Raw genomic sequence first — 24,136 nt, 5'->3', positions numbered from 1 at the left:
ATGCACCAATTGTCAGAACTTGAACAGGCGTATTTCCAGCTGCGCCACGGCTACGGCCAGCCCGACCGCTGTGTCGACTGGGCCGTGGAGCGCCTGCGCCTGGACCAGGAAGGCGACGATCTGGATATCGTCCTGCTGGCCAGCGCGCGCGGCGCAGACGAGGCGCTGCCGCTGGTCGAGGCCATCATTGAACGCTACGGAAGCACGCAATGGCTGTCGGAGCAATTTCTGGCTGGCAAATATCTGGTGGAGCTGCGCGATGCCTATCTGGCGGGGCGCGAAAGCGTGCAGTCGCTCGACGTCATCCTGACCCGGCTGTATCTGGCGCTCGCCTATCCCGACTGGCTGGTCATGCTGAGCCGCAATTGCGAGTATGCGACGGACGTGCCTGAATTTGTGCAGCCGTTCGAGCGGGAATTCGCGTACCTCGCCGGCCTGTGGGCAGGGGCGGACAGCGTCGCCGAGTTTGAGCAGCGCTATTCCCGCGCGACGTCGAACGGGCACGATGTGGGCTGATGCTTGAGCGCATGATGAAAAAAGTCGATATGTTTGTCTGTTCCCTGCCGGCCATGCGCGCGTGTGCCAGCTGGACGGAGGCGGTTGACGCTTTTCCCGTCACCGGCATCAGCTTGCCGGGCGAACTCGATTTCGCCTCACTGGCGCTGTTGCTGACCGGCTCGGCCGCGCCCGCGCTGTTGCCCGCAAACATCGCCGGGCGCGATCTGTGCATGTTCAGGGAGGATATGGCGCAAGCGCTGGGCGAATTGGCCGCCGATGAGGTGAACGAGCTTGCAGTGGCGTGGTCAGCGATGGCCCCCTGGGCGGGGTCGGCTGTCAATCCCTTCGACCTGGCGGGCTTTCTGCTGGAGTTGCAAGCGAACTGGCAGCGCTGCGCGACGCCGGGCAAAGCCGTGCTCCTGTGGCTTGAAGCGTAAAGCGGCGGCGGCCCGGACACGCGGCCGCCGTACTCAAGCTCAGGCCGGCTGTGCGCCGCCCACATTGCGGCTGCGGTTTTCCACGAGTACGGAAATGCCCAGCACGACGATGCCGCCGCAGGCCAGCATGGCGCCGACCCAGCCCGTCGAGCGCAAGCCCATGCCCATGGCGATGGCGATGCCGCCGGCCCAGGCGCCGAGCGCGTTGGCGATGTTGAAGGCGGAATGGTTGAGGGCGGCGGCCACGGTTTGCGCGTCGCCTGCCACGTCCATCAGACGCGTCTGCACGGCGGGGGCGACGGCGATGCCGGCGCCGATGGCGAACAGGTTGATGGCTGTCAGCCAGACATTGCTGCTGGTATAGGTAAAGGCGGCCAGCGCGGCCACGTTCCACAGCAGCACGCCAAAGATGGTCCACAGGCGCGAGCGGTCGGCCAGCCAGCCGCCGATCAGATTACCTACCGTCATGCCGATACCGATAATGGCCAGCAAGACGGAAATCACCAGCGGCGACACTTTCGTCACTTCCAGCAAGGTTGGCGTAATAAACGTGTAGACGGCGAACATGCCGCCGAAACCGATCGCCACCATCAGCAGGGTCAGCCACACTTGCAGGCGGCGGAACACGCCCAGTTCGCGGCGCGGGCTGGAGTCGCCGGCGGCCACCATGGGCACGAAGATGCGCACCATCAGCATGGTCAGCAAGCCCAGCGCGGCGACCAGCAAAAAGGCCGAGCGCCAGCCCAGGGTCTGGCCGATATACGTGGCCAGCGGCACGCCGAAGATATTGGCCACCGTCAAGCCCATCAGGACCCTGGCCACGGCCTGGCCCCGCTTGTCCGGTTCGGCCAGGGCGGCCGCCACCAGGGCCGCCACGCCGAAATAGGCGCCGTGCGGAATGCCGGCGACGAAGCGGGCCACCACCAGCAAGCCGTAGTTGGGGGCGATGGCGCTGAGCAAGTTGCCGCCCGCGAACATCAGCATCAGGCAGATCAGCATCAAGCGGCGCGGCATGCGCGCCAGGAAAATGGTGATCAGGGGCGCGCCGATGACCACGCCCAGCGCGTAGGCGCTGATCATGTGGCTCATCTGTGGCAAGGTGGTGCCCAGGTCGTCGGCGACGACGGGCAGGATGCTCATGGAGGCGAATTCGCCCGTGCCGATGGCGAGGCCGCCGATGGCCAGGGCCAGGTCGGCGTATCCAGCGCCAAAAGGCGCGGTGACGCGCGGAATCAGGGGATCTACGGAGGCGTGCATGTTCTTATTGGTTGGGTAAGGGTGAGACCGGGTGAAGTTGCGTGCTGTGGCTCAGCCGCAGGGGTGGCAACGCGCCACCGGATGCGAAGTGAAGAAAGGCAGGGGCGGGCAAGCGCCCCGCATTTCGGGCCAGAAGAGCTGCCCACAGACAACATTGTAAGAGATTCGGGCTAGATGTGCTGGGCGATGGCAAAAATCTGCTGCACTGCACACCACAAGGAATGCCCTTGTTGTTAACGATAACACGGAATCTGCGCGATTCCGCCACAGGGACGGGAAGAAAGCCCGGCTGTGGCGGAAATGGTCCTGCTTGCCTGTTACCTGGCCAATGCTTGCTGCAGTGCTTCCAGCCCCGCCACATAGATGCCGTGGAACAGTTGCGTGACTTCCTCATCGCTCACGCCCACGGGTGTGAAACGGCCGGACCACGTGACCCTGGCGTGCTGACTGTCGGCAATCGCGCTCACTTGCAGGGTCGACAAGTAGTCGCTGGCGGGAAACGGCGCCTGCAGGATGGAATAGCTGTAGCTGCGGGCCGTGTTGTCATACGCTTCCAGTTGCTCGACGATGACGTCGCCGGCCGGGTTGGCCAGGTGGCGGATGCGGCCCCCTGCGCTCAAGGTGCTGCTGGGAATATACGGCAGCCAGTCGGGCAGCGAGTTGAAGCCGCCGATCAGTTGCCACACTTGCGCCGGCGTGGCGGCGATGTCGATGGAGGTGGTGGTGTGCGCCATGAGGGTATTCCTTTCTGTATTAGTTGCTGCCCGTTGGCAGGGGCGCGAATGCCGACACCAGTTGCTCGGCGCGCATGTCTTGCCAGAAGGCGGCGGGGATGACGCTGTTCAGCGCTTGCTGGTCTTCGGCCAGGCGTTCCGGACGGCTGGCGCCGGGGATCACGGCGGCGACGGCGGGGTTGGCCAGCGAGAATTGCAGGGCAGCGGCCTTGACGCTGACGCCATGGCGCGCGGCAATCGCCTTGATGCGTTCCACTTTGGCAATGATCTCGGGCGAGGCTTTCTGGTATTCAAAGTGCGCGCCACCGGCCAGGATGCCCGAACTGTAGGGGCCGCCGACGACGATGTCGACATTCTGTTTCGCGGCGGCAGGCATCAAGCGCTGCAGCGCACGTTCATGGTCAAGCAGGGTGTAGCGGCCGGCCAGCAGGAAGGCGTCCGGCTGGGCTTCGGCCAGGTCCAGGGGCAGTTCCAGCGGTTCCACCTTGTTCACGCCCACGCCCCAGGCCTTGATGACGCCTTCTTCGCGCAGGCGGGTCAGCACGCGGAAGGCGCCCGTGCGGGCCGCCTCAAATTGCGCCAGCCAGTTGTCGCCGTGGAAATCCTGGGCGATGTCGTGGACCCAGACGATGTCGAGGTGGTCCGTGTCCAGGCGCTTCAGGCTTGCCTCGATCGAGCGCAGGGTGGCGTCGGCCGAGTAGTCGTCGACGATCTTGTTCTTGCGGCCAAATTCGAACAGTCCGCCTTTTTCGCCCAGTTCGCGCGCTGCCGGGTCTTCCAGTTCGTCGAGGATGAGGCGGCCGACCTTGGTGCTCAGGATGTAGTCGTCGCGGCGGCGCTGTTTCAGGGCGGCACCCAGGCGCAGTTCGGCCAGGCCGGCGCCATAGAACGGTGCCGTATCGAAATAGCGGATGCCGCTGTCCCAGGCCGCGTCGACCGTTGCCATTGCTTCTTCTTCAGGAATGTTGCGGAACATATTGCCCAGCGGCGCCGTGCCGAAACCCAGTTTGCCCGTCAGTAAGTGTTTGATTGTCATGGTGTTTTCTTTCAATGTTGGGAAGAGTGAAAACAGAATAGCTGGACAAGTTAAGCCTGTCCAAGACATAATTGGCGCAACTTGAGTCCTGAAAGGTCTGATATGCTGGACATGCGTCAATTGCAATACTTCATCGCCGTCGCCGAAGAAGAACACGTGGGACGCGCCGCCGAGCGCCTGCATATTTCCCAATCGCCGCTGAGCCGGCAAATCGCCCAGCTGGAAGACAAGCTGGGGCTGACCCTGTTCGAACGCAGCGCCCAACGCATCCGCCTGACGCGCGACGGCCATACCTTCCTGGCCGAGGCGCGCGCCTTCATTACCCACGGAAATCGTCTGGAAGCGCTGGCAAAGCGCCTGGGCCGTGGCGACGAAGGCGGGCTGTGCATCGGCTATATCGAGAATGCCATGCATGCGGGCGTCTTGCCGGACGGCTTGCGCACCTTGCGCGCCGCGCGGCCGCAGGTGCATATTGCCCTGTACAACCTGCATTCGGCCGAGCAGATCGAGGGCTTGCGCCAGCGCAGCCTGGATATCGCGCTGCTGTGCGAACCGCCGTTGCCGAACGATCCCGACCTCGATTGCGCGCAAGTGCTGAGCGATCCCATGCTGCTGGCCTTGCCGGAGACACACCCGCTGGCGGCCACGGCCGAGCTGACCCCGGACGACCTGGCAGGCCAGGAGTGGATTGCCGTGCTGCATAAGGAAAGCGTGCTGAAGCACGACAATTTTATCGCCGCCTGCGCCCGCGCCGGCTTTACGCCCGATATTCGCCTGCAGGCCACGGAGCCGTTGACGGCGCTGGGCCTGGTGGCGGCCGGACTGGGCATGGTCATGATCCAGCACAGCCTGCGCCAGCACGCGCCGGCCGGCGTTGTCGTGCGCGAGTTGCCATGGTTCAGCTACCGTACGCCCCTGTGGCTGGCCTGGCACAAGGTCAACTTGCGTCCGCTGGTGGGCATCTTCCGCGCAACCTTGCTGGAGCAGGCCAGCGGTGTGGCCATCGCCGCGTAAAAAGACGTATAAATAAGGCAATCATCTATTGGGAGGATTGCCATGTTTGCCATGCAAGTGCCGGTGTGGGAGCTGGTTGTGCGCGCGGTCATCATCTACCTTGCCTTGCTGCTGATGGTGCGCATGACGGGCAAGCGGACGGTGGGGCAGTTCACGCCCTTCGACCTGCTGGTCGTCATGCTGCTGAGCGAGGCGGTATCGAATTCCCTGTCGGGCGGCGACGATTCCGTACCTGCCGGCCTGATACTGGCCCTGACCCTGATCTGCCTCAACATGCTGATTGCGTGGATCACGTCGCGCAGCCGCAAGCTGGCCGACCTGGTGGATGGCACGCCCGTGCTGCTGGGGCGCGACGGGCGGATTTTCGATGACGTCGTCAAGAAATGCCGCGTGGCCGGCGGCGATGTCGAGCAGGCGCTGCGCGAGGCGGACTGCCCGCTGGCCGACATGAAATGCGCGTTCCTGGAAGCGGATGGCAAGATCACCATTTTGCAAAAGTAAGCGGCCTCGTCAGGCGGCCGCGTCAGATATCCCGGTGGCGTTTCAGGTGCAGCGGCAGCCACCACCACATGCAGATGATGAGCGATCCCATCAGCACAGCGGCGATGATGCCGGCGATATGGCCGAAGACTTCCGACATCACCAGGTTCGTCCCCAGGATAAACGCCAGCGCCAGCGAGAATGCGCCGCACATCATGATACGGTCGGCCACTCTTTTAAACCGCTCGCGGTCCTGCAGGGGCCGCATGACGCGGTGCTGGATGGCCGGTGCGCTGAGCAGGACCAGGCTCGTCATGGAGAGGAAAAACGTCAGCAGGAAGACGACCTTTTCCGCCTGCACGATCTTTGCAAAGCCGCCATTGAAGGGCAGGATGATGAGGAAGGCGGTGAGCATCTGGGCGCCGGGCAGCAGGATGCGCAGTTCGCTCAGCAGGTCGGACAGGTCGCCTTCCTCGCCTGACTGGTCATCGTCGTCCCTGGGGTGAGCGTGCGGCATGGCGTGGTCCTCGTGATGGTCAAGGTAGCCAGTCTACGCTGCAGAGGCAAGGCTGACTGTGGGCGGGCGCACCTTCAGAAACATTGCGCGATACGCTGGGGATTGCGCATGGCAAACTCGCGCAGCCGCCACAAGGGACTGGAAACGATGGCGGTGGCGCTGTGGCTGGCGTCGTGGCCGCAGTGGCCGCAGGTATGGCGGCGGTGCGGCGCCAGCGCGAAATCGCCCAGGTCCAGGTGCGGATGGCCGCAGCGTGTGCAGTCGCTGCAGCCCAGCGGCGCGCCGGCTTGCAGCGCCAGCGCGAAGGCCTGCGCGGCGGGCGGCGTGATGTTCAGTTGCACGATGTCGGGATGAAACAGGCCGGGCAGGGCGCGGCAATCGATGGCCAGCACGGCCAGATCGCGCGCATGCAGGGCGCCGCCAAGGTCGGCTTTGGCACGCAATTGCAGCAAGCCGTCCGCGCCCAGGCGCACGCTGGTGGCGTGGAATTGCGCGGGGTCGAACAGTTCGGGGTACAGAATATAGCCCATGGGGCTGGCATGCTGGCGGCAGCGCCGCGGCGTCTGCTGTGCCTGCGGGCCAGCCAGGTCGGCCAGGTCGGCCAGCGTGCCCCAGTAGCACTGGTGCGTGCGGCACCAGTGGCGTGGCGCGCCGTTGCGAAACTTGCCGGCCGGCTGCATATCGCAGCCGATGGTGGCGTCCAGCCCCGCGCCCGCGTGAAAATGGCCGGTGATGTGCGGGCTGGTCACGGCCAGATCGCCCGTGCTTGCGTGCAAAGGCCAGCAGATGCCGGGCAGGGTCAGGGCGCTGCTCATGGCGGCTACCGGCTTGCCAGGCGCCGGCTGGCCAGAAGGTAAAAACCCGCCGTCAGGGGCGGGTTGTGCTGGCTCGATTGCCTTGGGCATGGCCCGGTCTTATTCTTCCGTATCGGCCAGGGTCACGATGGCGCGCGCCCACTTGGCATACTTCAGGTTCGCCAGGTCGCGCACGGTCTTGACATTGAACGCTTGCTTGAGGAGCTCGGCATCCTTCTCGCTCACCCCTTGCAGCGCATCGACGGGGGCATCGGCGATTTCCTTGAACGTCTTTTTCTCGTAGGCCTTGTCTACCGCTTTATTGATGTTCATATCTTGATACTCCTCAGTAAGTAGGAAAAATTATTCTACACGTTTTTGTGGACCGTCAATTTACGCTTGCATGTTATGCCGAAGTAAATATGATGGAGGTGGGTGGCTCAACAGTTGTGCCTGTCATTGCGCTTGCCTCGAAATTGCAATTATAGCATTGTTATTATTCATAGTATAATGATTTTCCATGGCGGAGAATAATCTGCGCCATGTTTGGCGCCGCCAGCGTGCGGCCTTACTTTGACAGCGTTCAGGAGATTATGATGAGTTTGCTAGATCAACTTGCAGGACAGGCGATGAGCGCTTTGGGCAACAAGGGTGCGGATGGCGAGGCGTCATCGGGATTGATGGCCAGTGTGATGGAACTGGTCAACCAGCACGGCGGCCTGCCTGGCTTGCTGCAAAAATTCCAGGAAAGCGGTCTCGGCGACCAGGTGGCCAGCTGGATCGGCACCGGCGCGAACGCGCCCGTATCCGGCGAGCAGATCAAGGATGCCCTGGGCACCGACACGATCACTCAGATCGCCGAAAAAGCCGGCGTCGCCCCGGACGCGGCGTCGGGCGGCCTGGCAGCCTTGCTGCCCCAGCTGATCGACAAGCTGACACCGGACGGTCAAGTGCCGGAAGGCAATGACCTGGTCAGCCAGGGCTTGAATATGCTGAAGGGCAAGATTTTCGGCTGATTCCCCGCACACGCCAAACAAAAAGACCTCGCAGCGATGCGAGGTTTTTTTATGCGGCAAGAACATTCACGTAGCAAGAATGCCTGCAAAACGCCCATTGCCAGGCGCCGTGCCGAAGACAGTGCGACGAGTACGGCAAAAGTGAGCGAAACCCAGCCACAACGCCAGGGGCAACAACGCCACGGGCATTTTTCTCAGGCGTTCTAGGCCGCGGCCATCATGCCGAAATGGAGGGGGGCGCCAGTCAGCCTGGCCGTGCTGCCCTCCACCAGATACGAGCAATAGCGGCGCCGCTCGGCGCTGCCGCCGCGCCGCTCCATCAGTTCGCCCAGCATGGCGACGGCATCGGTGGCCATTTTTTGCACGGGCTGGCGCAGGGTGGTGATGTCGTAGCTGAGCCAGCCAGACGCTTCCAGCGCGTCGAAACCGGCCACCGACATTTGCAGCGGCACCTGGATGCCCATCTGGTGGCGCGCCGTGTCCAGGCAGCCAATGGCCATGATGTCGTTGCCGCAGATGACGGCGTCCGGCACCCGGCCCAGGCGATCGATGACCTTGCGCAAGCCGCGTCCGCCGCTGGCGTAATCGTAGTTGCCGCTGACGACGATGGGCGCGGGCAAGCCCAGGCTCAGCAACCGGTCCAGCACGCCCGCCTTGCGCTCCTGCGCCACGGCCGAGTCGCCGGGGCCGTCGATAATGGCGAACTGGCGATGGCCCGCCTCGGCCAGGCGCGACACCAGCAGGCGCGCCGCTTCCGCCTGGTCGCACAACACGGCATGCACGGCGTGCCCGCGCGGGCTGCGGTTGAACAGCACCAGCGGCACTTCGCGCCGGCCGAACTCGGCCATCTGCTCGTCGGACAGCCCGGCGGCCACGATGGCGCCATCGACCTGGTACTGCCACACGTCGCTCAGGACCTTGCCGATATCGGCTTCGCGCTCCAGGGTAAACAGCAGCAGGCGCTTGCCCTGGCGGGCGATCTGCTGGCTGAGGTCGGACAGCACTTGCGGATAGTACAGATTGGCCAGGTTGGAAATGATGACGGCCACCAGGTTCGAGCGGCGCGTGATCAGGCTGCGCGCGGCCGCGTTGGGGATGTAGTCGAGGCTGATGGCCGCCTGCATGACCTTGGCATGCGTCGCGGGCGAGATGCTGGCGCCGGGCTTGAAGCAGCGCGACACGGCCGACTGCGACACGCCGGCCAGCAGGGCCACGTCATAGGAGGTGACGCGCCGTGCCGCGGCAGGCAAGGGGCGCGGTGCGGCGGTGCTGCTGATGATCCGGGCTACAGTATTCTTTTTTCGCATATTGGTCTGGCAAGCAACCTGTCTCAAAGTATTCCTGCAGGCCCGGCCGCTTGTGGCAGCCAGGACGGGAGATTGAGCATAGCGTAAAAGATTGCCGAGTGGCAAGACTGTTTTCTTATCCATGTTGCAAAAAATATGATTAATTGGCAAGTGGTACGCCTGCCGCGCCCGCCATTGCGTGCGCCATGGCGAAGTGGTCGCCACACGCCGCAGGTGCCCGTCCGGTGCCAGCGAGAGCTTGCCTTTGGGCAAGCTCAAGTTAATTGCACGGCCCTCTGTCTTTTTCTTTGCGGATGGCTAGTGCAAAGGCGTGCCTTCTGATAACATAACGCCCCTTTATTCAGGGAAGGGTCGACATGGCCAATGCTTGCGGCGTCGATTTCGGCACGTCAAATTCCACGGTAGGCTGGGCGCGTCCCGGGCAGAGCACGATGCTAGGCCTGGAAGACGGCAAGACAACCTTACCATCCGTCGTCTTCTTCAATGCGGAAGACGAGGAAGTCAGTTTTGGCCGCGCGGCGCTGGCCGGTTATCTGGCCGGCTATGAAGGGCGTTTGATGCGCTCGTTGAAAAGCTTGCTGGGTACCAGTCTCATCGACGGGCAGACGGAAGTGGGCGGCCGCGCGCTGCCGTTCCGCATGTTGCTGGCGCAATTCATTGGCGAAGTCAAACGCCGCGCCGAGCAGTCCGCCGGGCGCGAATTCTCGTCCGCCGTGTTCGGCCGTCCCGTCTTCTTTATCGATGACAATGCGCAAGCCGACCAGCTGGCGCAAGACACGTTGGCCGAAGTGGCCCGTTCCGTCGGCTTCAAGGATGTGGCGTTCCAGTTCGAGCCGATCGCCGCCGCCTTCGACTACGAGTCGCAGATCGACAAGGAAGAGCTGGTACTGATCGCCGACATCGGCGGCGGTACGTCCGACTTTTCGCTGGTGCGCCTGTCGCCCGAGCGGGCGAAAAAGACGGAACGGCGCGAGGATATCCTGGCCACGGGCGGCGTGCACATCGGTGGTACGGATTTCGACAAATACCTGAGCCTGTCCTCCGTCATGCCTCTGCTCGGCTATGGCAGCCGCCTGAACAATAATAGCGAAGTGCCGTCCAGCTACTATTTCAACCTGGCGACCTGGCACACCATCAACCTGGCTTACACCAAGAAGATCTGGGTGCAGCTGGCCGACGTGTGCCGCGATGCGCGCGAGCAAGACAAGATGGGGCGCCTGCAAAAGCTGATCGACGAGCGCGCCGGCCACTGGCTGGCCATGAAAGTGGAAGAGGGCAAGATCGCCCTGTCCGACGCGGCCGAAGTGCAGCTGGAGCTGGACCGCCTGTCGCCTGCGCAAAGCCTGCTGCTGAAACGCACGCAATTCGACGAAGCCATCGGCCACCTGTGCGGTTCCGTGGAAGAAACCGTGCTGCGCCTGCTGCGCGACGCGGGCGTGGCGCCGGAAGCCGTCGATACCGTGTTCTTCACGGGCGGCTCCAGCGGCGTGCGCTTGCTGCGTGAAAAGATCGCGGCCCTGGTGCCGGCGGCCCGCAAGGTCGAAGGCGATCTGTTCGGCAGCATTGGTGCCGGTCTGGCGCTGGACGCCGTGCGCAAGTTCGGCTGATAAAATGCGCATGGCGGCGTTGCCGCGCCTTGCCGTCCTAGTGTACTGTCTGCAACGCGGCGCCTTGCCCTGCGCATTTTATCGATATTCCCATCGTTGCACCTAAGAAAGAGCGCTCCATGCATGTGTTTGACAAACCGATCGTCATGATCGACTTCGAGACGACCGGCCTGTCGCCCGACATGGGCGACCGCATCACGGAAGTGGCGGCGCTGCGCATCGAGGGCGGGCAGATCACGGACCGCTACGTGACCCTGATCAACTGCAATGCGCGCATTCCCGCGTTCATCACGGGCTTGACGGGCATCACGCAATCGATGGTGGACAAGGCGCCGCCCGTGGCCGACGTGGTGCCGCAGTTGCTGGATTTTATCGGCAGCGATGCCTTGTCGGCGCACAACGCCAGCTTCGATGAGAAATTCCTGCGCGCGGAAAGCGCCCGCCTGAACCTGGCGCCGGCGCACCAGTCGCTTGTGTGCTCGCTGAAACTGTCGCGTCGCGTGTTTCCCGGCATGTCCAGCTACAAGCTGGGCTTGCTGTCCAGCCAGCTGGGCATCGCTTTCAAGAGCGCCGCCCACAGGGCCGAGTCCGATGCGGAAGTGGCGGCGCAAGTGCTGATCCATATCGGCCGCCACTTGCGCAGCAACTATGGCATCGCCGATGTCGACGCCGACTTGCTCGTGTCGCTGAACAAGCTGGCCGCTGCCAAGGTGCCGCAGTTCCTGCAAAAACACCCGTCGCGCCGCTGATTTTTCAGCCGCGCCAGCCGCGCGCCAGTTCTGGCGTGCAATAGCCCGTTTCCCCTCGAAGCGGGCTCATCAAAACGATGTAATTTTGTTATTTCCTTTGAGTTCGCTCAAGTCCTTTCCCCGCATCGAATTTAAAATTTAAGCAACACACGCTACGCCGCCCCAGGCCGCCGTTTTGCGCGCGCTGCCGGCAAGCGCAATGTAGATGGGGGCGCACATGGACAAGCACCATATTGCCAGAGACAGCCATCAGGCCTATATCTGGTTTCGCACGGCGGCCGAGCAGGGCAATGTCTATGCCCAGTTCAATCTGGGGCTGATGTACAAGAAGGGCGAAGGCGTAGCGCAGGACGACGCGCGCGCCTTTGTCTGGCTGCGCCTGGCCGCGCTGCAGGGGCTGGCGTTTGCGCAAAACCATCTGGGCGCGCTGTACTACCATGGCCGCGGCGTGGCGCAGAGCGACGACGAGGCGGTGCTGTGGTTTCGCCGGGCCGCTGCGCAGGGCGATGCCTCCGCGCAGCAAAACCTGGGGCAGATGTACCGCAAGGGCCGCGGCGTGCTGCAAAGCGACGAGCTGGCCCTGGCCTGGTTTTACCGCGCGTCGGAGCAGGGCGTGGCCAGCGCGCAGTCGCTGCTGGGCGAAGCCTATGCGCAGGGGCTGGGGGCGAAAAAGAACGATGCGCTGGCGCTGGCCTGGTTCCGCAAGGCCGCCTTGCAGGGCGATGCGCAGGCGCAATTGAACCTGGGCCTGGTCTACAAGCGGGGCCAGGGCGTGCCGCAAAGCGATGCACAGGCCGTGGCGTGGTTCCGCCAGGCTGCGGCCCAGGGCCTGGCCGTGGCGCAGCGGCAATTGGGCGTGGCCTATGCGGAAGGGCTGGGCGTGGCGCCCGACCAGCTGCGCGCCTACGCCTGGCTGCAGCGCGCCGCCGAGCAGGACGATGCGGATGCCCAGTTCAACCTGGCCGTGATGCTGGCGCGTGGCCTGGGCGTGGACAAGGACGAAGCCCGTGCCGTCGCCTGGTACCGGCGCGCCGCCCTGCAGGGCCATTGCATGGCGCAATACAATCTTGGCGGCATGTTTGCCAGCGGGCGCGGCATGGAACGCGACTTGCACCAGGCGCTGGACTGGTATGCCAGGGCGGCGGCCCAGGGCGCGGCGAATGCCCAGTTCAACCTGGGCGTCATGTATGCCAACGGCCATGGCGTGGCGCGCGACCATGCGTGCGCCGTGCGCTGGTACCGCACGGCCGCCGAGCAGGGCGACGCCAGCGCGCAAAACAATCTGGGCGTGATGTATGCGAATGGCCATGGCGTGCCGCAGGATGACGGCCTGGCCGTGCACTGGTATGCGCGCGCGGCCGAGCAGGGCCATGCCCTGGCCCAGTACAACCTGGGCGGCATGTATAACGGCGGCCGCGGCGTGCCCAGGGATAGGGTGTGCGGCTACATGTGGCTGGCGCTGGCGGCCGAAGGCGGCGACAGCGCGGCGGCCAGCGCCCGTGAAGCGGCGGCCGGCAAGCTGGCACCGGACGCCTTGCTGGCTGCGCAGGAGCGGGCGCGGCTGTGGCGCCAGGCGCATGTGGCGCCCGCGCCCTTGCCGCGCGACTGACGCGCCGCTGCCGTGCGCGCGCCCTGCATGCGATAATTGCCTTTGGGCATGTCACAGTCCGGTTTGATTGCCGGCCTGTTTGCCTGCCCATTTTTCGGCACATTGAAAGGTTGAGTATGGTAAGGCTGGCAGGTGAGGATGCATCCGAGCAAAGAGTCATAGACGACATCGCCACGCATGGCTGGCATGGCGTGCAGATCAGCGGTGACGAGGAAGGCCCCGGCTATGCCTTCACCATTGGCGCCTATCACAGTTTCGGCCTGCCCGAGTTCCTGATCATGGGCTTGCCGTATGCCACGGCCATGCAGATCCTCGACCTGGCGCTCGACGCCGCGCGCAGCGGCAGCATCGCGGATTTTACGCAGACGACAGACCTTTTGCTCAAGGGCCATGCTTGCGCCTTCGTGCGCGTGCCGCAAGCGCAGTACCGCGATTATGTCGGCTACGCACGCTGGTATTACGAGGGCAATGACTTTACCTTGTACCAGATCGTCTGGCCGTCGCGCGACGGCCATTTTCCTTGGGATACCGATGCCGCCGCCGCATATGTCGCGGCCCAACCCCTGCTGGGGACGGCACCGTCGGAGGATTGATGCCGGCCGCAACTTTGGCCGGGCGCCCTTGCACCGTGAGCACCGGCACAGCCACCCTGTGCGTGTTCGACCCGGCCGTCCTGCGCCACAAACTCGATGACGATTGCGACTGGTGGAGCATGCCCAGCGCCGAGCTGGCGGCCGTGAATGCGGGCCAGGCGGCGTTCTTCAACGTGGGCGGCGATGGCGCGTATGCGCTGGAACTGCATACGGAAATTGCCGAGCCCGCCGCGAGCGTGCACCTGGCCGTGGTGTCGGGCCGCATCTACATCGGTGCCGGGGAAGACGTGACGGGCGGCGGGCTGGAGCCGGACGCGGCGTGCGGCGGCCTGTTCCTCGATGTACCTGCCGGCAATTACCGCGTGCAGGCGCGGCGCGATGGCGCCTGCATCCGCCTGGCACTCGTGCCGGATGCGCGCGGCGTCAATGCCTTCAGCGAGCTGGTGCGCATCTGAACCCGGCGCTCGATTGCGCCTGGCGTCTCGCGGCCAAGACCGCATGCCGCTCGGCATGCAGCGCAAAAACCAGGCCGGCTACGCATCCATGCGCGCCAGGCCCATGCCCTGGCGCCGGTCCAGGAACAGGCTGTTGCCGTGGATTTTCTTTGCCTGTTTCTTCGCTTCCGCCGCCCGCGTGGCGATCTGGTGGTGCGTGTAGTACTGGTGCGCTTCCACCTTGATGACGCCCAGCGACAGGCTGATCAGGGAGTAGAATACTTTCTTGCCTTGCCGGTCTTCGCTGATATAGCCGCCCCGCTCGCAGTCGCCCGTGCTGTAGTAGGCAAGGATGGCGGCCGCGAAGTCGTCCAGCATGGCCTGGCAGCGCGTTTCCCAGTCTTCGCTCTGGAACAGGATCATGAAATCGTCGCCGCCGATATGGCCGATGAAGTCGCGGTTCGGGTCGCAATGGCTGCTGAGTATTTCACCTGTCAGCTGGATCACGTCGTCGCCCTTGCGGTAGCCGTACACATCATTGAAGGGCTTGAAGTGGTCGAGGTCGCAATAGCAGACCCAGAAGCGGCTGCCGCTGTGCAATAAGCGGTCGATGTGTTCGTTGATGGGCACATTGCCGGGCAGCTGCGTGAGCGGATTGGCATAGCGGGCCGCGTTGATCTGCATCTGCGTGATTTCGCGCATCAGGTCGTGGCCCGTGCCCATGCCCAGGTAGCGGCCGTGCTCGGTGATGATGAAGCCGTTGAACAAATGGTGGGCGTCAGACTGCACCATGGTGTAGCTGAGTTCCTGCAAGCTCGTTTCATGGTCAGCGATCAGGGGATTGGCATCCATGAACAGGCTGCACGATTTCTTGCCATACAGTTCGCGTTGATAAGGCCGGGCGAAGTGGTCGATCATCTCGAAGCGGCTGATCAGGCCCAGCGGCACGCCGTCGTCGACGACGGGAATGATCATCAGCTTCGGTTCCTTCAGGAAAATATCGTAGACCTCGTTATTGTTCTTTTCCGGCGACACGGCCGCCACCCGGTGCAGCAGCTTGCGGATGCTGGCGCCATTCTTTTCCAGGCTGCTGCGCTGCGGATACACGGCCACGCCATGGCGCCCCAGCGCCTGCATCACTTCGGCGGGCAAGGCGCGCGCCGGCACCATGTTGGGACGGCCCAGGTGATAGCCCTGGCCAAACGCCACGCCCAGGTCGCGCAAGACCAGCAATTCCGTCTGCGCCTCGATGCCTTCGGCGATCACCAGGGTGCCGGACTTTTCCGCGATTTCCTGGATCGAGCGCACGAACTGCAGTTTCACGGGGTCATTATTGATGCCCTGAATAAAATGCATGTCGATCTTGACGTATTCGGGGCGCAGCTCCGACCATAGCCGCAGGCTGGAAAACCCTTCGCCCAGGTCGTCGATGGCGATCTGGAAACCCATGTTGCGGTAGTGCAGTACGGCCTCGCGCATCAGTTCATAGTCATAGGTGGGCTGGTTTTCCGTCAGCTCGATGATGACCCGGTCCGGATTGATGCCGATATGCTCGATGTATTCCAGGGTTTCGCCATGGCGCGCATTGCGCAGCAGCAGACATTCCGGGCTAACGTTGAGAAACAGCTTGCCTGGCAGCTGCAATTCGGCAAAGCGTTCGAGCACCACCTGGCGGCACAGGTGTTCCACTTCCAGGGTCAGGCCATTCGCGCGCGCCACCTTGAACAGATTCATGGGCGCATGCAGGGGGCTGTCGGACGGTCCCCGTATCAAGCCTTCGTAGCCGATGATATCGCCGCTTTGCATCTGGATGATGGGCTGGAACAGGGCGCTCAGCTTGCGGCCGGCCAGGATGTCGTGCAAGGCGTCCGTCCCTTCGATGCTCATGGCGCCGGCAGGCGGCGTCTTCAGGTAGGCCACATTCGATGGCGTCGCGGCGTCACGCGCGGACGCGGTGGTTGGGAGGGCGAGAGTGTGCATAGGCGGGCATGGGCGGCGGTCGGCACGGCCGCTGGGCGGGCCATGAACATGTTGCCGATAGTAAAGAAGATTTATGACAGCTTGATGAAATGTATTTGATTTTGACAATGTTTCTTGCCAGGTGGCCAAAGACATCGCGTTTGCCGATCCACGTCGAAAGCGCGATTAATCATGGCAATACATGGAAATTGTCCAAATAAAAGATGGCAAATTCCGGTGATAACTGTGCATTAAAAGTGGCAATCCGCGCTATGATTTCCCTTGGCGAAAGTCACCATGGGCAGCTGCCGTGCTTGCTTGAGCGGCCTGCTTTCCTCGACATCCAACAATGAGACAAACAACCCATGCAATTACGTAGTGCAACCCTCATATTCAGCCTGCTGGCCGCTTTCGGTGGCAATGCCATGGCACAATCCTGCCCGGCTGGCGACAGCGCCGCCGTTACCTATCCGGTCAGCAAGAAAGTCGACCAGCAAGACAGCTATTTCGGCACCACCATCGCCGACCCGTACCGCTGGCTGGAAGATGCCAACAGCGCGGAAACGGGCGAGTGGGTCGCGGCGCAAAACAAGCTGACGCAATCGTACCTGGGCACCATCCCCGAGCGCGAAGCGATCAAGCAGCGCCTGACCAAGCTGTGGAACTATGAGCGTTTCTCTACGCCGACCAAGCAGGGCGGCCGTTACTTCTACAGCCGCAATGACGGCTTGCAAAACCAGGCCGTGCTGTACACGGTGAAAAAGCTGGCGGACGAGCCGCGCCTGCTGCTGGACCCGAACACCCTGTCGTCGGACGGCACGGTGGCGCTGGCCGGCACCTCGATCAGCCCGAACGGCAAATACCTGGCGTACGCCACGGCCGCTTCCGGTTCCGACTGGAACGAGTGGAAGGTGCGCGACATTGACACGGGCAAGGATCTGGCAGACCACATCAAGTGGGCCAAGTTCTCGGGCGCTTCGTGGACCAAGGACAACAGCGGTTTCTTCTACAGCCGCTACGACGCGCCGAACGAAGCCACCAAGCTGGCCGATATCAATTATTTCCAGAAGCTGTATTTCCACAAAATCGGCACGCCGCAAAGCGATGACGTGCTGGTCTTCGACCGTCCCGACCAGAAGGAATGGGCATTTGGCGGCAGCACCGTCAGCGACGACGGCAATTACCTGATCATCACGGCCACGCAAGGCACGGAGCGCAAGAACCGCGTCTTCTACAAGGACTTGCGCCAGAAGAACGCCAAGGTGGTGGGCTTGCTGGAAGCGTTCGATGCCTCGTATTCGTTCATCGACAATGACGGCCCGGTCTTCTTCTTCAAGACCGACAACAAGGCGCCGAAGTCGCGCGTGATCGCCATCGATACGCGCAAGCCTGCGCCTGCCGACTGGAAAGAAGTCGTGCCGCAAAGCGAGGAAACCCTGGTCGCCGTCAACCTGATCAACAATCAGCTGGTGCTCGACTACCTCAAGGATGCGCAAACACAAATCAAGATCGTCGACCTGAACGGCAAGCTGGTGCGCGAAGTGGCCTTGCCAGGCATCGGTTCGGCCGGTGGTTTTGCGGGCAAGCGTGGCGATTCGGAAACGTTCTATTCGTTCACCAGTTTTACCACCCCGGCGACGATCTACCGCTACGACATGAAGTCGGGCAAGAGCACGGTGTACCGCCAGCCGAAGGTTGATTTCGACCCGAACGCCTTTGAAACGCGCCAGCAATTCTTCACCAGCCGCGACGGCACCAAGGTGCCGATGTTCATCGTCTCGAAAAAAGGCATGAAGCTCGACGGTTCCAACCCGACCTACCTGTACGGCTATGGCGGCTTCAATATTTCGCTTACGCCTAGCTTCTCGGTGGCGAATCTTGCCTGGGTGGAAATGGGCGGCGTCTACGTGATGGCCAACCTGCGCGGCGGCGGCGAATACGGCGAAGCCTGGCACCAGGCAGGTACCAAGCTGAACAAGCAAAACGTGTTTGACGATTTCATCGGCGCGGCCGAATGGCTGGTGGCCAACAAGGTGACGTCGCCGGCGAAACTGTCGATCGGCGGCGGCAGCAATGGCGGCCTGCTGGTGGGCGCGGCCATGACGCAGCGTCCGGACCTGTTCGCCGCAGCCATCCCGCAAGTGGGCGTGCTCGACATGCTGCGCTTCCACAAGTTCACCGTGGGCTGGGGCTGGGTGCCTGACTATGGTTCGTCCGATGATGCCGAGCAGTTCAAGGCGCTGGTGAAATACTCGCCGCTGCACAATTTGAAGGCGGGCGGCTGCTATCCGGCTACCATGATCACCACGGCCGACCATGACGACCGCGTCGTGCCGGCCCACAGCTTCAAGTTCGCTGCCGCCGCCCAGGCAGCGCAAGGCGGCGCAGCACCCGTGCTGATCCGCATCGACAGCAAGGCGGGCCATGGCGCCGGCAAGCCGACGGCCAAGCAGATCGAAGAAGTGGCGGACCGCTGGGGCTTCCTCAGCCGTTCCTTGAAGATGACGCCAGCCGCACCGGCGGAACCGGCCAAGGTGGCGGCGCAGTAATCTTGTAACCGTTGCACATCGAAAAGCGCGGGTGAGGTTGACCCGCGCTTTTTTGCGCCTGTCGCAGCACTTTTAAGCCAGGACCGGGGCTGGGGGTATTCTCGCCCGCACACCTGCCCAAAACATGGCCGATAGCACTTGACCGGTAGGCCGGATTAGCGCGCAGCGCGTCATCCGACACGCCGGTGCCGGCGTCAGCAATGTTGTCAGATGACGCGGCGTGCCGCCGCTAATCCGACCTACGCCGGCCTGCGTCCACAATCCGCGCCAGCACCCCCTCCCCAAACTCCGCCTGGAACGGCAGATCCTTGCGCTGCGCGTAGCCGATATAGCAATCGCATTTGAAACGCGGGCAGGGGCGTTCCTGCAGCACATCCGCCAGGTCATTCGCGTACAGATTCCCCAGCCGCTGCGGCACGAAGTGGCAGCGCGCCAGTTCGCCGTCGCCATCGACGGACAGCGCCAGTTCGCCCGCCAGGCAGGGTTTGCCGCGCGAGGGGGACGGTCGGCGGTTGTGCGCGAACCACGGGTCGATGGCGTCCAGCTCGGCCAGGTCAGCTTCGCTGTAGTAGCCGGGGCCGCGCCGGTCATAGGCATTGAGCCACAGGTAGACGTGGACGGGCAGGGCGGCGCGCAGGGCGCGGATGGCGTCCAGTTGCTCGCGCATCGCGACCACGCCGACGGAATAGCGCACGCCCATGGCGTCAAGGCGCGCGCAGCGTTCGAGAAAGCGCACCAGTGTCGTCTGGCCGGGGTGGTAGGTGCACCACAGGCCAATCTTTTCCCGTCCCGGCATGTCATCCAGCCAGCCGAGGGGGCCGGACAGATTCGTTTGCAGCGCCACCTGGCGCACATGCGGCAAGGCGGCCAAGGCTTGCATGGCCGTGCGGTAGTGGCGCCGTACCAGCGCTTCGCCCCAGGGCGTGAATAGTACGCTGATGTCCCGCTTTTGTGCCGCCACCCAGTTGGCAAAACGCGCCACTTCGCGCGCGTCGCGGGCCAGCGCGGCGCGGCTGTCGCGCTTCTTGGCGAAGGGACAGTAGCCGCAGGCGTAGTTGCAGCTGGCCAGGGTGCCCCGGTACAGCAGCGACAGCGTCCCCGCTTGCGCGAAGCCCGGCGGCGCTGTCAGCACGCCTGGCCGCCTTCGGCCATCAGCGCGCGCACCTTGTCCGAGGCCAGCCACGGGCCGATGGTGTCGGCATAGCTGTAGCCATGGTCGTTCAGGCGCAGCAATGGTCCCACTTCTTCCACCAGTTCCAGGGCGTGCAGTTCGGCCAGCTGCGGCAGGTCAAGCTCGCAGCGCGTGCCGAAGCGCGCCGCGTAGGCGTCGCGGTCCAGGCCTGGCTGCGTCAGCAGCGACTGGATCACGTAGCGGCGGCGCTGTTCTTCCCCGTCCAGCACATGGCCATGTTCGGCCTGCGCGAAGCGCGCCTCGTCCAGTGCCAGGTAGTTGTCGATGATGCCGATGGTTTCCGTGCGCGCCACCGCGTATTCGCTCGAATAGTGCAGCCGCGAGGTGTAGGAACGGGCGCCCGCGCCCAGGCCCACCATGCCGTCGTTCTGGCAGCAGTACGATGGGCCGTTCTGCTCCGGTGCATGGGGCGCGCTGAACATGCGCATCGAGACCTGCTCGTAGCCGTGGGCGCGCAAATGGTCGCGCGCGGCCGCGTACAGCGCCAGGCGGCTGTCGCCGTCACGGGCCAGCATGATGGGGTTGAGTGTTTCGGCGCCCTGGCGCCGCGCCACTTTTCCAAGCCCTGTTTGCTCGCGCACATACAGCGGGTACAGGTAGATTTCCTCGGGCGTAAACGCCAGCGCGCTGTCGATGGAGGCGAGCAGGCTGGCTACGGTTTGCCCGGCGATACCGTAGATCAGGTCCAGGTTCAGGGTGGGAAAGCCGGCCGCGCGTATCAGGCCGATGGCGTGATGCACGGTGGCGTTTTGCTGCGGGCGGGCCAGGGCGCGCATCTCGCCGGCGGCGAAGCTCTGGATGCCCAGGCTGACCCTGTCGATGCCATGCGCGCGGCACACGGCAAGCCGCTCGGTCGTGATGGTTTCCGGTGAGGCTTCGATGCCGGCCGGCGTTTGCTGCAAATCGATGCCGAGGGTGTCGCGCGCGCCGCACAGCAAGGTGTCGAGCTGCGCGGGCGACAGATAGGTGGGCGTGCCGCCGCCCAGCGCGAAACGGGCAAAGCGCCGCTCACCGAGGGCGCCGTCCATCGCGCGCATCTGCACCAGCACCTGCTGCACGTAGCGCTCGACCATGTCGGCACTGGGACGGGCCATGGCGAACAGGTTGCAAAAGCCGCAGCGCATCTCGCAAAACGGGATGTGGATGTAGGCGAAGAGGGCGGAGCGGTCCTGCTGCGCCCACAATGGCGCCAATGGTGTCGCTTGCGGCAAGGCGCGGTAGGCCGCCTTGTGCGGATACGAGTACGAATACGCCTGGTAGGGCGTGTGGCGCATGCGCTGCGCCAGGGTGCCCGGCTGTTCGGAAGGGTTCACGATGGGGACTCCTGGGAAATGGTATGTGGCGTGAGGAAGAAGTGCGCGTACGGCACCTGCCACACGCTGTCATGCGCCAACCGGTGGCCGCGGTAGCCGTCTTCGCCGTACGCGCTGCCGTGGTCCGAACAGACGATGGCAAAGGTGGGCGCGCGCGCCGTGCAGGCGGCGAACAAGGGCGCCAGCGCGCCATCCACGTAGCGCAGGGCGGCAGCATGGCTGTCCAAAGTGTCGCTGCGGCAGCCGGGCAGGTAGGCGCGGTTCGGCGCATGCAGGGCGGCCACGTTGATGAACAAAAAGGTGCGCTGCTCGCCTTCGGCCAGGCGGGCCACGGCCAGCGCCACCTGCTTTTGCGTCGAGTGGCGGCTGGCCACGCCCATGGCCGCGCTCCAGTGGCTTTCCTGGAACAGCGACGGCAGCACCGTACCCAGGGCCGTCTGCTTGTTGAAAAAGCCCACGCCGCCGATGCAGATGGTGCGGTAGCCGCGCGCGGCCAGCGCGGCGGGAAGGTCGGCCTGCTCGAACGTGAAGGTGTGAGGTGACGTCGTTTCGCTGCCCGCGAAGGCGGATGCGAACAGGCGCGCGTGGCGTCCTGGCGCGGCGGGCGTGGGCAGGAAGCCGGCAAAAAAAGCCTGGTGCGCCGCATAGGTGAACGTGGCGGGGCTATGCCGGCATTCCCAGCCGCCCGGCGGCAGCAAGCGCCCCAGCACGGGCAGTTCGCCCGCCTGGTACAGGGCTTGCGCCACGTCGTAGCGCAGGGTGTCGAGGGTGATGAAGACGATGTCGTGGCTGCCCACGATGGCGTGCATGTCGGGGATATTGGGTGTTTCTTTAGGCATGATGCGTGAAGTGGGGCGGTTGGGCCAGTTGCGCCGCGTAGGTGTCCGCGCCTTGCCACAACAGGCCAGGCAGCAGGTCGCCGAAGGCGTTCGCTTCCAGCACGCGGGCCTGGCCATGGCGCACGACGAGGTCAAGGCCGGTCACGTGGCTGCGGGAAAAGGCGCGCGCCGCCAGGGTGGCGGTATCTTCCAGCGCCAGCATGTCGGCCTCGCTCAGCAGGCCGCCCGCGTCGCCGCGCCGGTTATCGAGGTGCAGATTGGTCATCATCTGGTCGCCGATGCGCGCCACGCGGTGCGCGGGCCGGCCGCCAAGCGTGACGACGCGCAGGTCGTAATGGCTGTCGCCGCAGCGCGGCTTGTTCAGCCAGGCTTCCGCATATAGATGTTGCGCGGCCAGCGTGTCGACAAGGGCGGCGATGTCGTGCTCGTTTTCATAGCGCGACAGGCGCTTGCTGTTCAGCAGGCGCGTTTCCCCGTTCGCGCACAACAAGCTGGCCGAGGTGGTGGCTTGCTGGCGCCCCGTCTTGTTCCTGCGGTAGGCGACCACGCCGGAGGCCGACGAGCCATAGCGCGGTTTTAAATACACGCGGTCCAGCGCATGCCCGCGCAGCAGTTCCTGCAGGTGCGCGTAGCCGTGCACGGGGCCCAGCAGCCGGGGCACGGGCACGCCGCGCGCGGCCAGGTGGCGCTGGCAGGCCAGCTTGTCCGTCATGCAGATGATGTCGGGCGGCGCATTGAAGACGCGCACGTGCGGCAAGGCTGCCAGCTGCGCCGCCAGATCAGTCATGGCGCTGGAAAAACCGGCAAACCAGGCATCCATCGCCAGCAGCTCGCCATGTTCGGGCGTGCGCAGGGGCGCGCGGCCCTGCAGGCGGCGGCCGGCATCGAGCAGCAGGCGGTGGGCGGCGGGGTCGTCGCCCGGCGGTTCGATCTTCAGCAGGCCAGGCTGGCTGAGCGCGTCGCCGAGCAGGGCCGGCCGCGCCAGCCAGTCGCGCCACTCCAGCACCTGCGCGGGCGGCAGGCGCAGGTGTGCGCGCGCCGCCTGCATCAGGCGCACGCGCTTGCTGCCAGCCGTGGCCAGCAGGGTGAGAGTGAAAGACAAGGATGACGCTCCGCTAGTCTGGCGCTTACTCGCCCACGGCCACGTAGCGGTAGCTTTCGCCGTCGTCCTCGTCCGCTTCCTGCGGGTCGTCCAGCACCACCTCGAACGGCAGCGCCTTCAGCTTGGCCTGGTTTTCTGCCGAAATATAGTGGTGCGACAGATCCAGGCGTTTCAGTTTGCCCAGCTGCGTGTGATTGAGCACGGCCACGGCGCTCAGGTCGCCGATGGTGCCCAGCGACAGGTCGAGGATGTCGAGCTGCGCCACCAGCGGCTCTTCCGCCAGCCACACGGCCAGGTCGTCGGCGATTTCCGCGTCGCGCAAGCCGAGATATTTCAGGGTGGGCACGGCCAGCTGCGCCAGCACCTTGCGGTACAGCTCCACGTCGCCCGAGAAACCATAGTCGTCCGTGCCCAGCCACAGTTCCAGGTGTTCCAGCTTCGGCATGCTCGATTGCGCCAGCGCCTCGGCGATTTTCTGGTCGAGGCCACCGGATTCGATGGTGAAGCGACGCAGGTGCTGGTGTGCGAATGGTTCGATGACCAGTTCATTGCCGCCGCGGATGCGCAATTCTTCCAGCAGCGGGAAGGCGTCCAGCAGCGGCTTGTAGCTGCCTTGCACGATCCACGAGATTTCGCATTCCTCGTACGTCATGTCGCCAACAAAGATGGCGCGCAAGTTGGGCAGCTCGCCGGCCCGCGCGATCAGCGCGGCCATCACTTCGTCGGCGCCCGATTCGTACGGGTCGCCCCACATGCCGATGACCAGCGCTTCGAGCGCGCCCTTGTCGGCCTTGTCCAGGAAGCCGGCGATCAGCTCGTCCATCTTGCGCTCGTCGTCGTACTCGAGCGACAGGCGGTAGACGATGTCCGGCGAGCCGTCGAACGGCAGGTCCGGGTCGTACTGCACGACTTTTTTATTGTGGAAGGTGGTGGTGCTGTCGGAAATGGTCATCGCTGTGGCTCCGTGTTAGCGTTGGAGGCCTGGATGCCGCGCGTGTGGCAGCGCTGCTGGACGATGCTGGACGAGCCGGGATGTGCCGCGACGCTCTGCGAAGACATCCAGGCCTGGAAATCTTGTTTATTCTAAAATCTTAGCATAG

General features: G+C 64.1%; 24 protein-coding genes. 11 read left to right on the top strand and 13 right to left on the bottom strand.

What is annotated here, in order from left to right:
• Both ACQ4WR_RS02625 and ACQ4WR_RS02620 read left to right on the top strand, forming a co-directional pair.
• A complete protein-coding gene (locus ACQ4WR_RS02625; RefSeq protein ID WP_436485101.1) occupies window positions 1–516 on the top strand; it encodes a hypothetical protein in 516 nt (171 codons plus the stop codon).
• 11 nt (window positions 517–527) lie between these two features.
• On the top strand, window positions 528–935 hold the full coding sequence (locus ACQ4WR_RS02620; RefSeq protein WP_436485099.1) for a hypothetical protein: 408 nt from the start codon (window positions 528–530) through the stop codon (window positions 933–935).
• 39 nt (window positions 936–974) lie between these two features.
• Here the strand turns inward: ACQ4WR_RS02620 and ACQ4WR_RS02615 are convergent, their stop codons facing one another.
• The 3 genes from ACQ4WR_RS02615 to ACQ4WR_RS02605 form a co-directional block, all read right to left on the bottom strand.
• Window positions 975–2,192, bottom strand: a complete 1,218-nt coding sequence (locus tag ACQ4WR_RS02615; protein WP_102298836.1) for an MFS transporter — start codon at window positions 2,190–2,192, stop codon at window positions 975–977.
• 317 nt (window positions 2,193–2,509) lie between these two features.
• Window positions 2,510–2,926 carry an SRPBCC family protein gene (locus ACQ4WR_RS02610; RefSeq protein ID WP_436485097.1) on the bottom strand — a complete coding sequence of 139 codons (417 nt, stop codon included), beginning with the start codon at window positions 2,924–2,926 and terminating at the stop codon, window positions 2,510–2,512.
• A gap of 19 nt (window positions 2,927–2,945) precedes the next feature.
• Window positions 2,946–3,962: an aldo/keto reductase gene (locus ACQ4WR_RS02605; RefSeq protein ID WP_436485096.1), complete on the bottom strand. Its 1,017-nt coding sequence runs from the start codon at window positions 3,960–3,962 to the stop codon at window positions 2,946–2,948.
• Between the two features lie 102 nt (window positions 3,963–4,064).
• Between ACQ4WR_RS02605 and ACQ4WR_RS02600 the strand changes: the two genes are divergently transcribed.
• On the top strand, window positions 4,065–4,976 hold the full coding sequence (locus ACQ4WR_RS02600) for a LysR substrate-binding domain-containing protein (RefSeq protein WP_436485094.1): 912 nt from the start codon (window positions 4,065–4,067) through the stop codon (window positions 4,974–4,976).
• Window positions 4,977–5,018: 42 nt separating this feature from the next.
• The gene (locus ACQ4WR_RS02595) at window positions 5,019–5,477 is read left to right on the top strand and encodes a DUF421 domain-containing protein (RefSeq protein WP_102298831.1); all 459 of its coding nucleotides are present in this window, start codon (window positions 5,019–5,021) and stop codon (window positions 5,475–5,477) included.
• 22 nt (window positions 5,478–5,499) lie between these two features.
• Here ACQ4WR_RS02595 and ACQ4WR_RS02590 read toward each other — a convergent pair whose 3' ends face one another.
• The 3 genes from ACQ4WR_RS02590 to ACQ4WR_RS02580 all read right to left on the bottom strand — a co-directional run bounded on the left by ACQ4WR_RS02590 (window position 5,500) and on the right by ACQ4WR_RS02580 (window position 7,100).
• Entirely contained in the window at window positions 5,500–5,973 is a 474-nt protein-coding gene (locus ACQ4WR_RS02590) for a DUF6328 family protein (protein WP_102298829.1), read from the bottom strand.
• Window positions 5,974–6,047: 74 nt separating this feature from the next.
• On the bottom strand, window positions 6,048–6,878 hold the full coding sequence (locus ACQ4WR_RS02585) for a hypothetical protein (RefSeq protein WP_436485093.1): 831 nt from the start codon (window positions 6,876–6,878) through the stop codon (window positions 6,048–6,050).
• 9 nt (window positions 6,879–6,887) lie between these two features.
• Entirely contained in the window at window positions 6,888–7,100 is a 213-nt protein-coding gene (locus ACQ4WR_RS02580) for a hypothetical protein (protein ID WP_102299139.1), read from the bottom strand.
• Between the two features lie 209 nt (window positions 7,101–7,309).
• Here ACQ4WR_RS02580 and ACQ4WR_RS02575 point away from each other — a divergent pair, with 209 nt between their 5' ends.
• A complete protein-coding gene (locus ACQ4WR_RS02575) occupies window positions 7,310–7,783 on the top strand; it encodes a YidB family protein (protein WP_308410654.1) in 474 nt (157 codons plus the stop codon).
• Between the two features lie 203 nt (window positions 7,784–7,986).
• On the opposite strand, the gene ACQ4WR_RS02570 is transcribed toward ACQ4WR_RS02575, so the two are convergent.
• Window positions 7,987–9,090 carry a LacI family DNA-binding transcriptional regulator gene (locus ACQ4WR_RS02570; protein ID WP_436485091.1) on the bottom strand — a complete coding sequence of 368 codons (1,104 nt, stop codon included), beginning with the start codon at window positions 9,088–9,090 and terminating at the stop codon, window positions 7,987–7,989.
• 356 nt (window positions 9,091–9,446) lie between these two features.
• Here ACQ4WR_RS02570 and ACQ4WR_RS02565 point away from each other — a divergent pair, with 356 nt between their 5' ends.
• The 5 genes from ACQ4WR_RS02565 (at window position 9,447) to ACQ4WR_RS02545 (ending at window position 14,103) form a co-directional block, all read left to right on the top strand.
• Window positions 9,447–10,697 (top strand): Hsp70 family protein, encoded by a 1,251-nt coding sequence (locus tag ACQ4WR_RS02565; RefSeq protein ID WP_102299135.1) that lies wholly within the window; start codon window positions 9,447–9,449, stop codon window positions 10,695–10,697.
• A gap of 119 nt (window positions 10,698–10,816) precedes the next feature.
• On the top strand, window positions 10,817–11,446 hold the full coding sequence (locus tag ACQ4WR_RS02560) for a 3'-5' exonuclease (protein WP_436485089.1): 630 nt from the start codon (window positions 10,817–10,819) through the stop codon (window positions 11,444–11,446).
• 217 nt (window positions 11,447–11,663) lie between these two features.
• Window positions 11,664–13,055 carry a tetratricopeptide repeat protein gene (locus tag ACQ4WR_RS02555; protein ID WP_436485087.1) on the top strand — a complete coding sequence of 464 codons (1,392 nt, stop codon included), beginning with the start codon at window positions 11,664–11,666 and terminating at the stop codon, window positions 13,053–13,055.
• Window positions 13,056–13,171: 116 nt separating this feature from the next.
• A complete protein-coding gene (locus ACQ4WR_RS02550; RefSeq protein ID WP_436485382.1) occupies window positions 13,172–13,648 on the top strand; it encodes a DUF4262 domain-containing protein in 477 nt (158 codons plus the stop codon).
• Between the two features lie 35 nt (window positions 13,649–13,683).
• Complete coding sequence (locus ACQ4WR_RS02545) at window positions 13,684–14,103, top strand: DUF6386 family protein (RefSeq protein ID WP_146012563.1); 420 nt, start codon at window positions 13,684–13,686, stop codon at window positions 14,101–14,103.
• A 78-nt stretch (window positions 14,104–14,181) separates the two neighbouring features.
• Here the strand turns inward: ACQ4WR_RS02545 and ACQ4WR_RS02540 are convergent, their stop codons facing one another.
• Window positions 14,182–15,969, bottom strand: coding sequence for a GGDEF domain-containing protein (locus ACQ4WR_RS02540; protein WP_102299175.1), 1,788 nt, complete (start codon window positions 15,967–15,969; stop codon window positions 14,182–14,184).
• 437 nt (window positions 15,970–16,406) lie between these two features.
• Between ACQ4WR_RS02540 and ACQ4WR_RS02535 the strand changes: the two genes are divergently transcribed.
• Window positions 16,407–18,590: a prolyl oligopeptidase family serine peptidase gene (locus ACQ4WR_RS02535; protein WP_436485085.1), complete on the top strand. Its 2,184-nt coding sequence runs from the start codon at window positions 16,407–16,409 to the stop codon at window positions 18,588–18,590.
• A gap of 229 nt (window positions 18,591–18,819) precedes the next feature.
• Here ACQ4WR_RS02535 and ACQ4WR_RS02530 read toward each other — a convergent pair whose 3' ends face one another.
• The 5 genes from ACQ4WR_RS02530 to ACQ4WR_RS02510 are packed head-to-tail and all read right to left on the bottom strand — an operon-like array spanning window position 18,820 to window position 23,988.
• On the bottom strand, window positions 18,820–19,722 hold the full coding sequence (locus ACQ4WR_RS02530) for an STM4011 family radical SAM protein (protein ID WP_436485083.1): 903 nt from the start codon (window positions 19,720–19,722) through the stop codon (window positions 18,820–18,822).
• Entirely contained in the window at window positions 19,716–21,095 is a 1,380-nt protein-coding gene (locus tag ACQ4WR_RS02525; protein WP_436485081.1) for an STM4012 family radical SAM protein, read from the bottom strand. Before ACQ4WR_RS02525 ends, ACQ4WR_RS02530 begins: the two co-directional genes overlap by 7 nt.
• On the bottom strand, window positions 21,092–21,934 hold the full coding sequence (locus ACQ4WR_RS02520) for an STM4013/SEN3800 family hydrolase (protein WP_436485079.1): 843 nt from the start codon (window positions 21,932–21,934) through the stop codon (window positions 21,092–21,094). The genes ACQ4WR_RS02525 and ACQ4WR_RS02520 overlap by 4 nt, the downstream gene beginning before the upstream one ends.
• Window positions 21,927–23,036: an STM4014 family protein gene (locus tag ACQ4WR_RS02515; protein ID WP_436485077.1), complete on the bottom strand. Its 1,110-nt coding sequence runs from the start codon at window positions 23,034–23,036 to the stop codon at window positions 21,927–21,929. The genes ACQ4WR_RS02520 and ACQ4WR_RS02515 overlap by 8 nt, the downstream gene beginning before the upstream one ends.
• A 25-nt stretch (window positions 23,037–23,061) precedes the next feature.
• Entirely contained in the window at window positions 23,062–23,988 is a 927-nt protein-coding gene (locus ACQ4WR_RS02510) for an STM4015 family protein (RefSeq protein ID WP_436485075.1), read from the bottom strand.
• Window positions 23,989–24,136 lie beyond the last annotated feature (148 nt).

Origin of the sequence: Janthinobacterium amylolyticum (assembly GCF_051380655.1) — a bacterium.
In the GTDB taxonomy this organism is placed as follows: Bacteria; Pseudomonadota; Gammaproteobacteria; order Burkholderiales; family Burkholderiaceae_D; genus Janthinobacterium.
The sequence above is the reverse complement of the archived record's forward strand: the minus strand, read 5'-3'. Positions and strand labels throughout refer to the sequence as shown.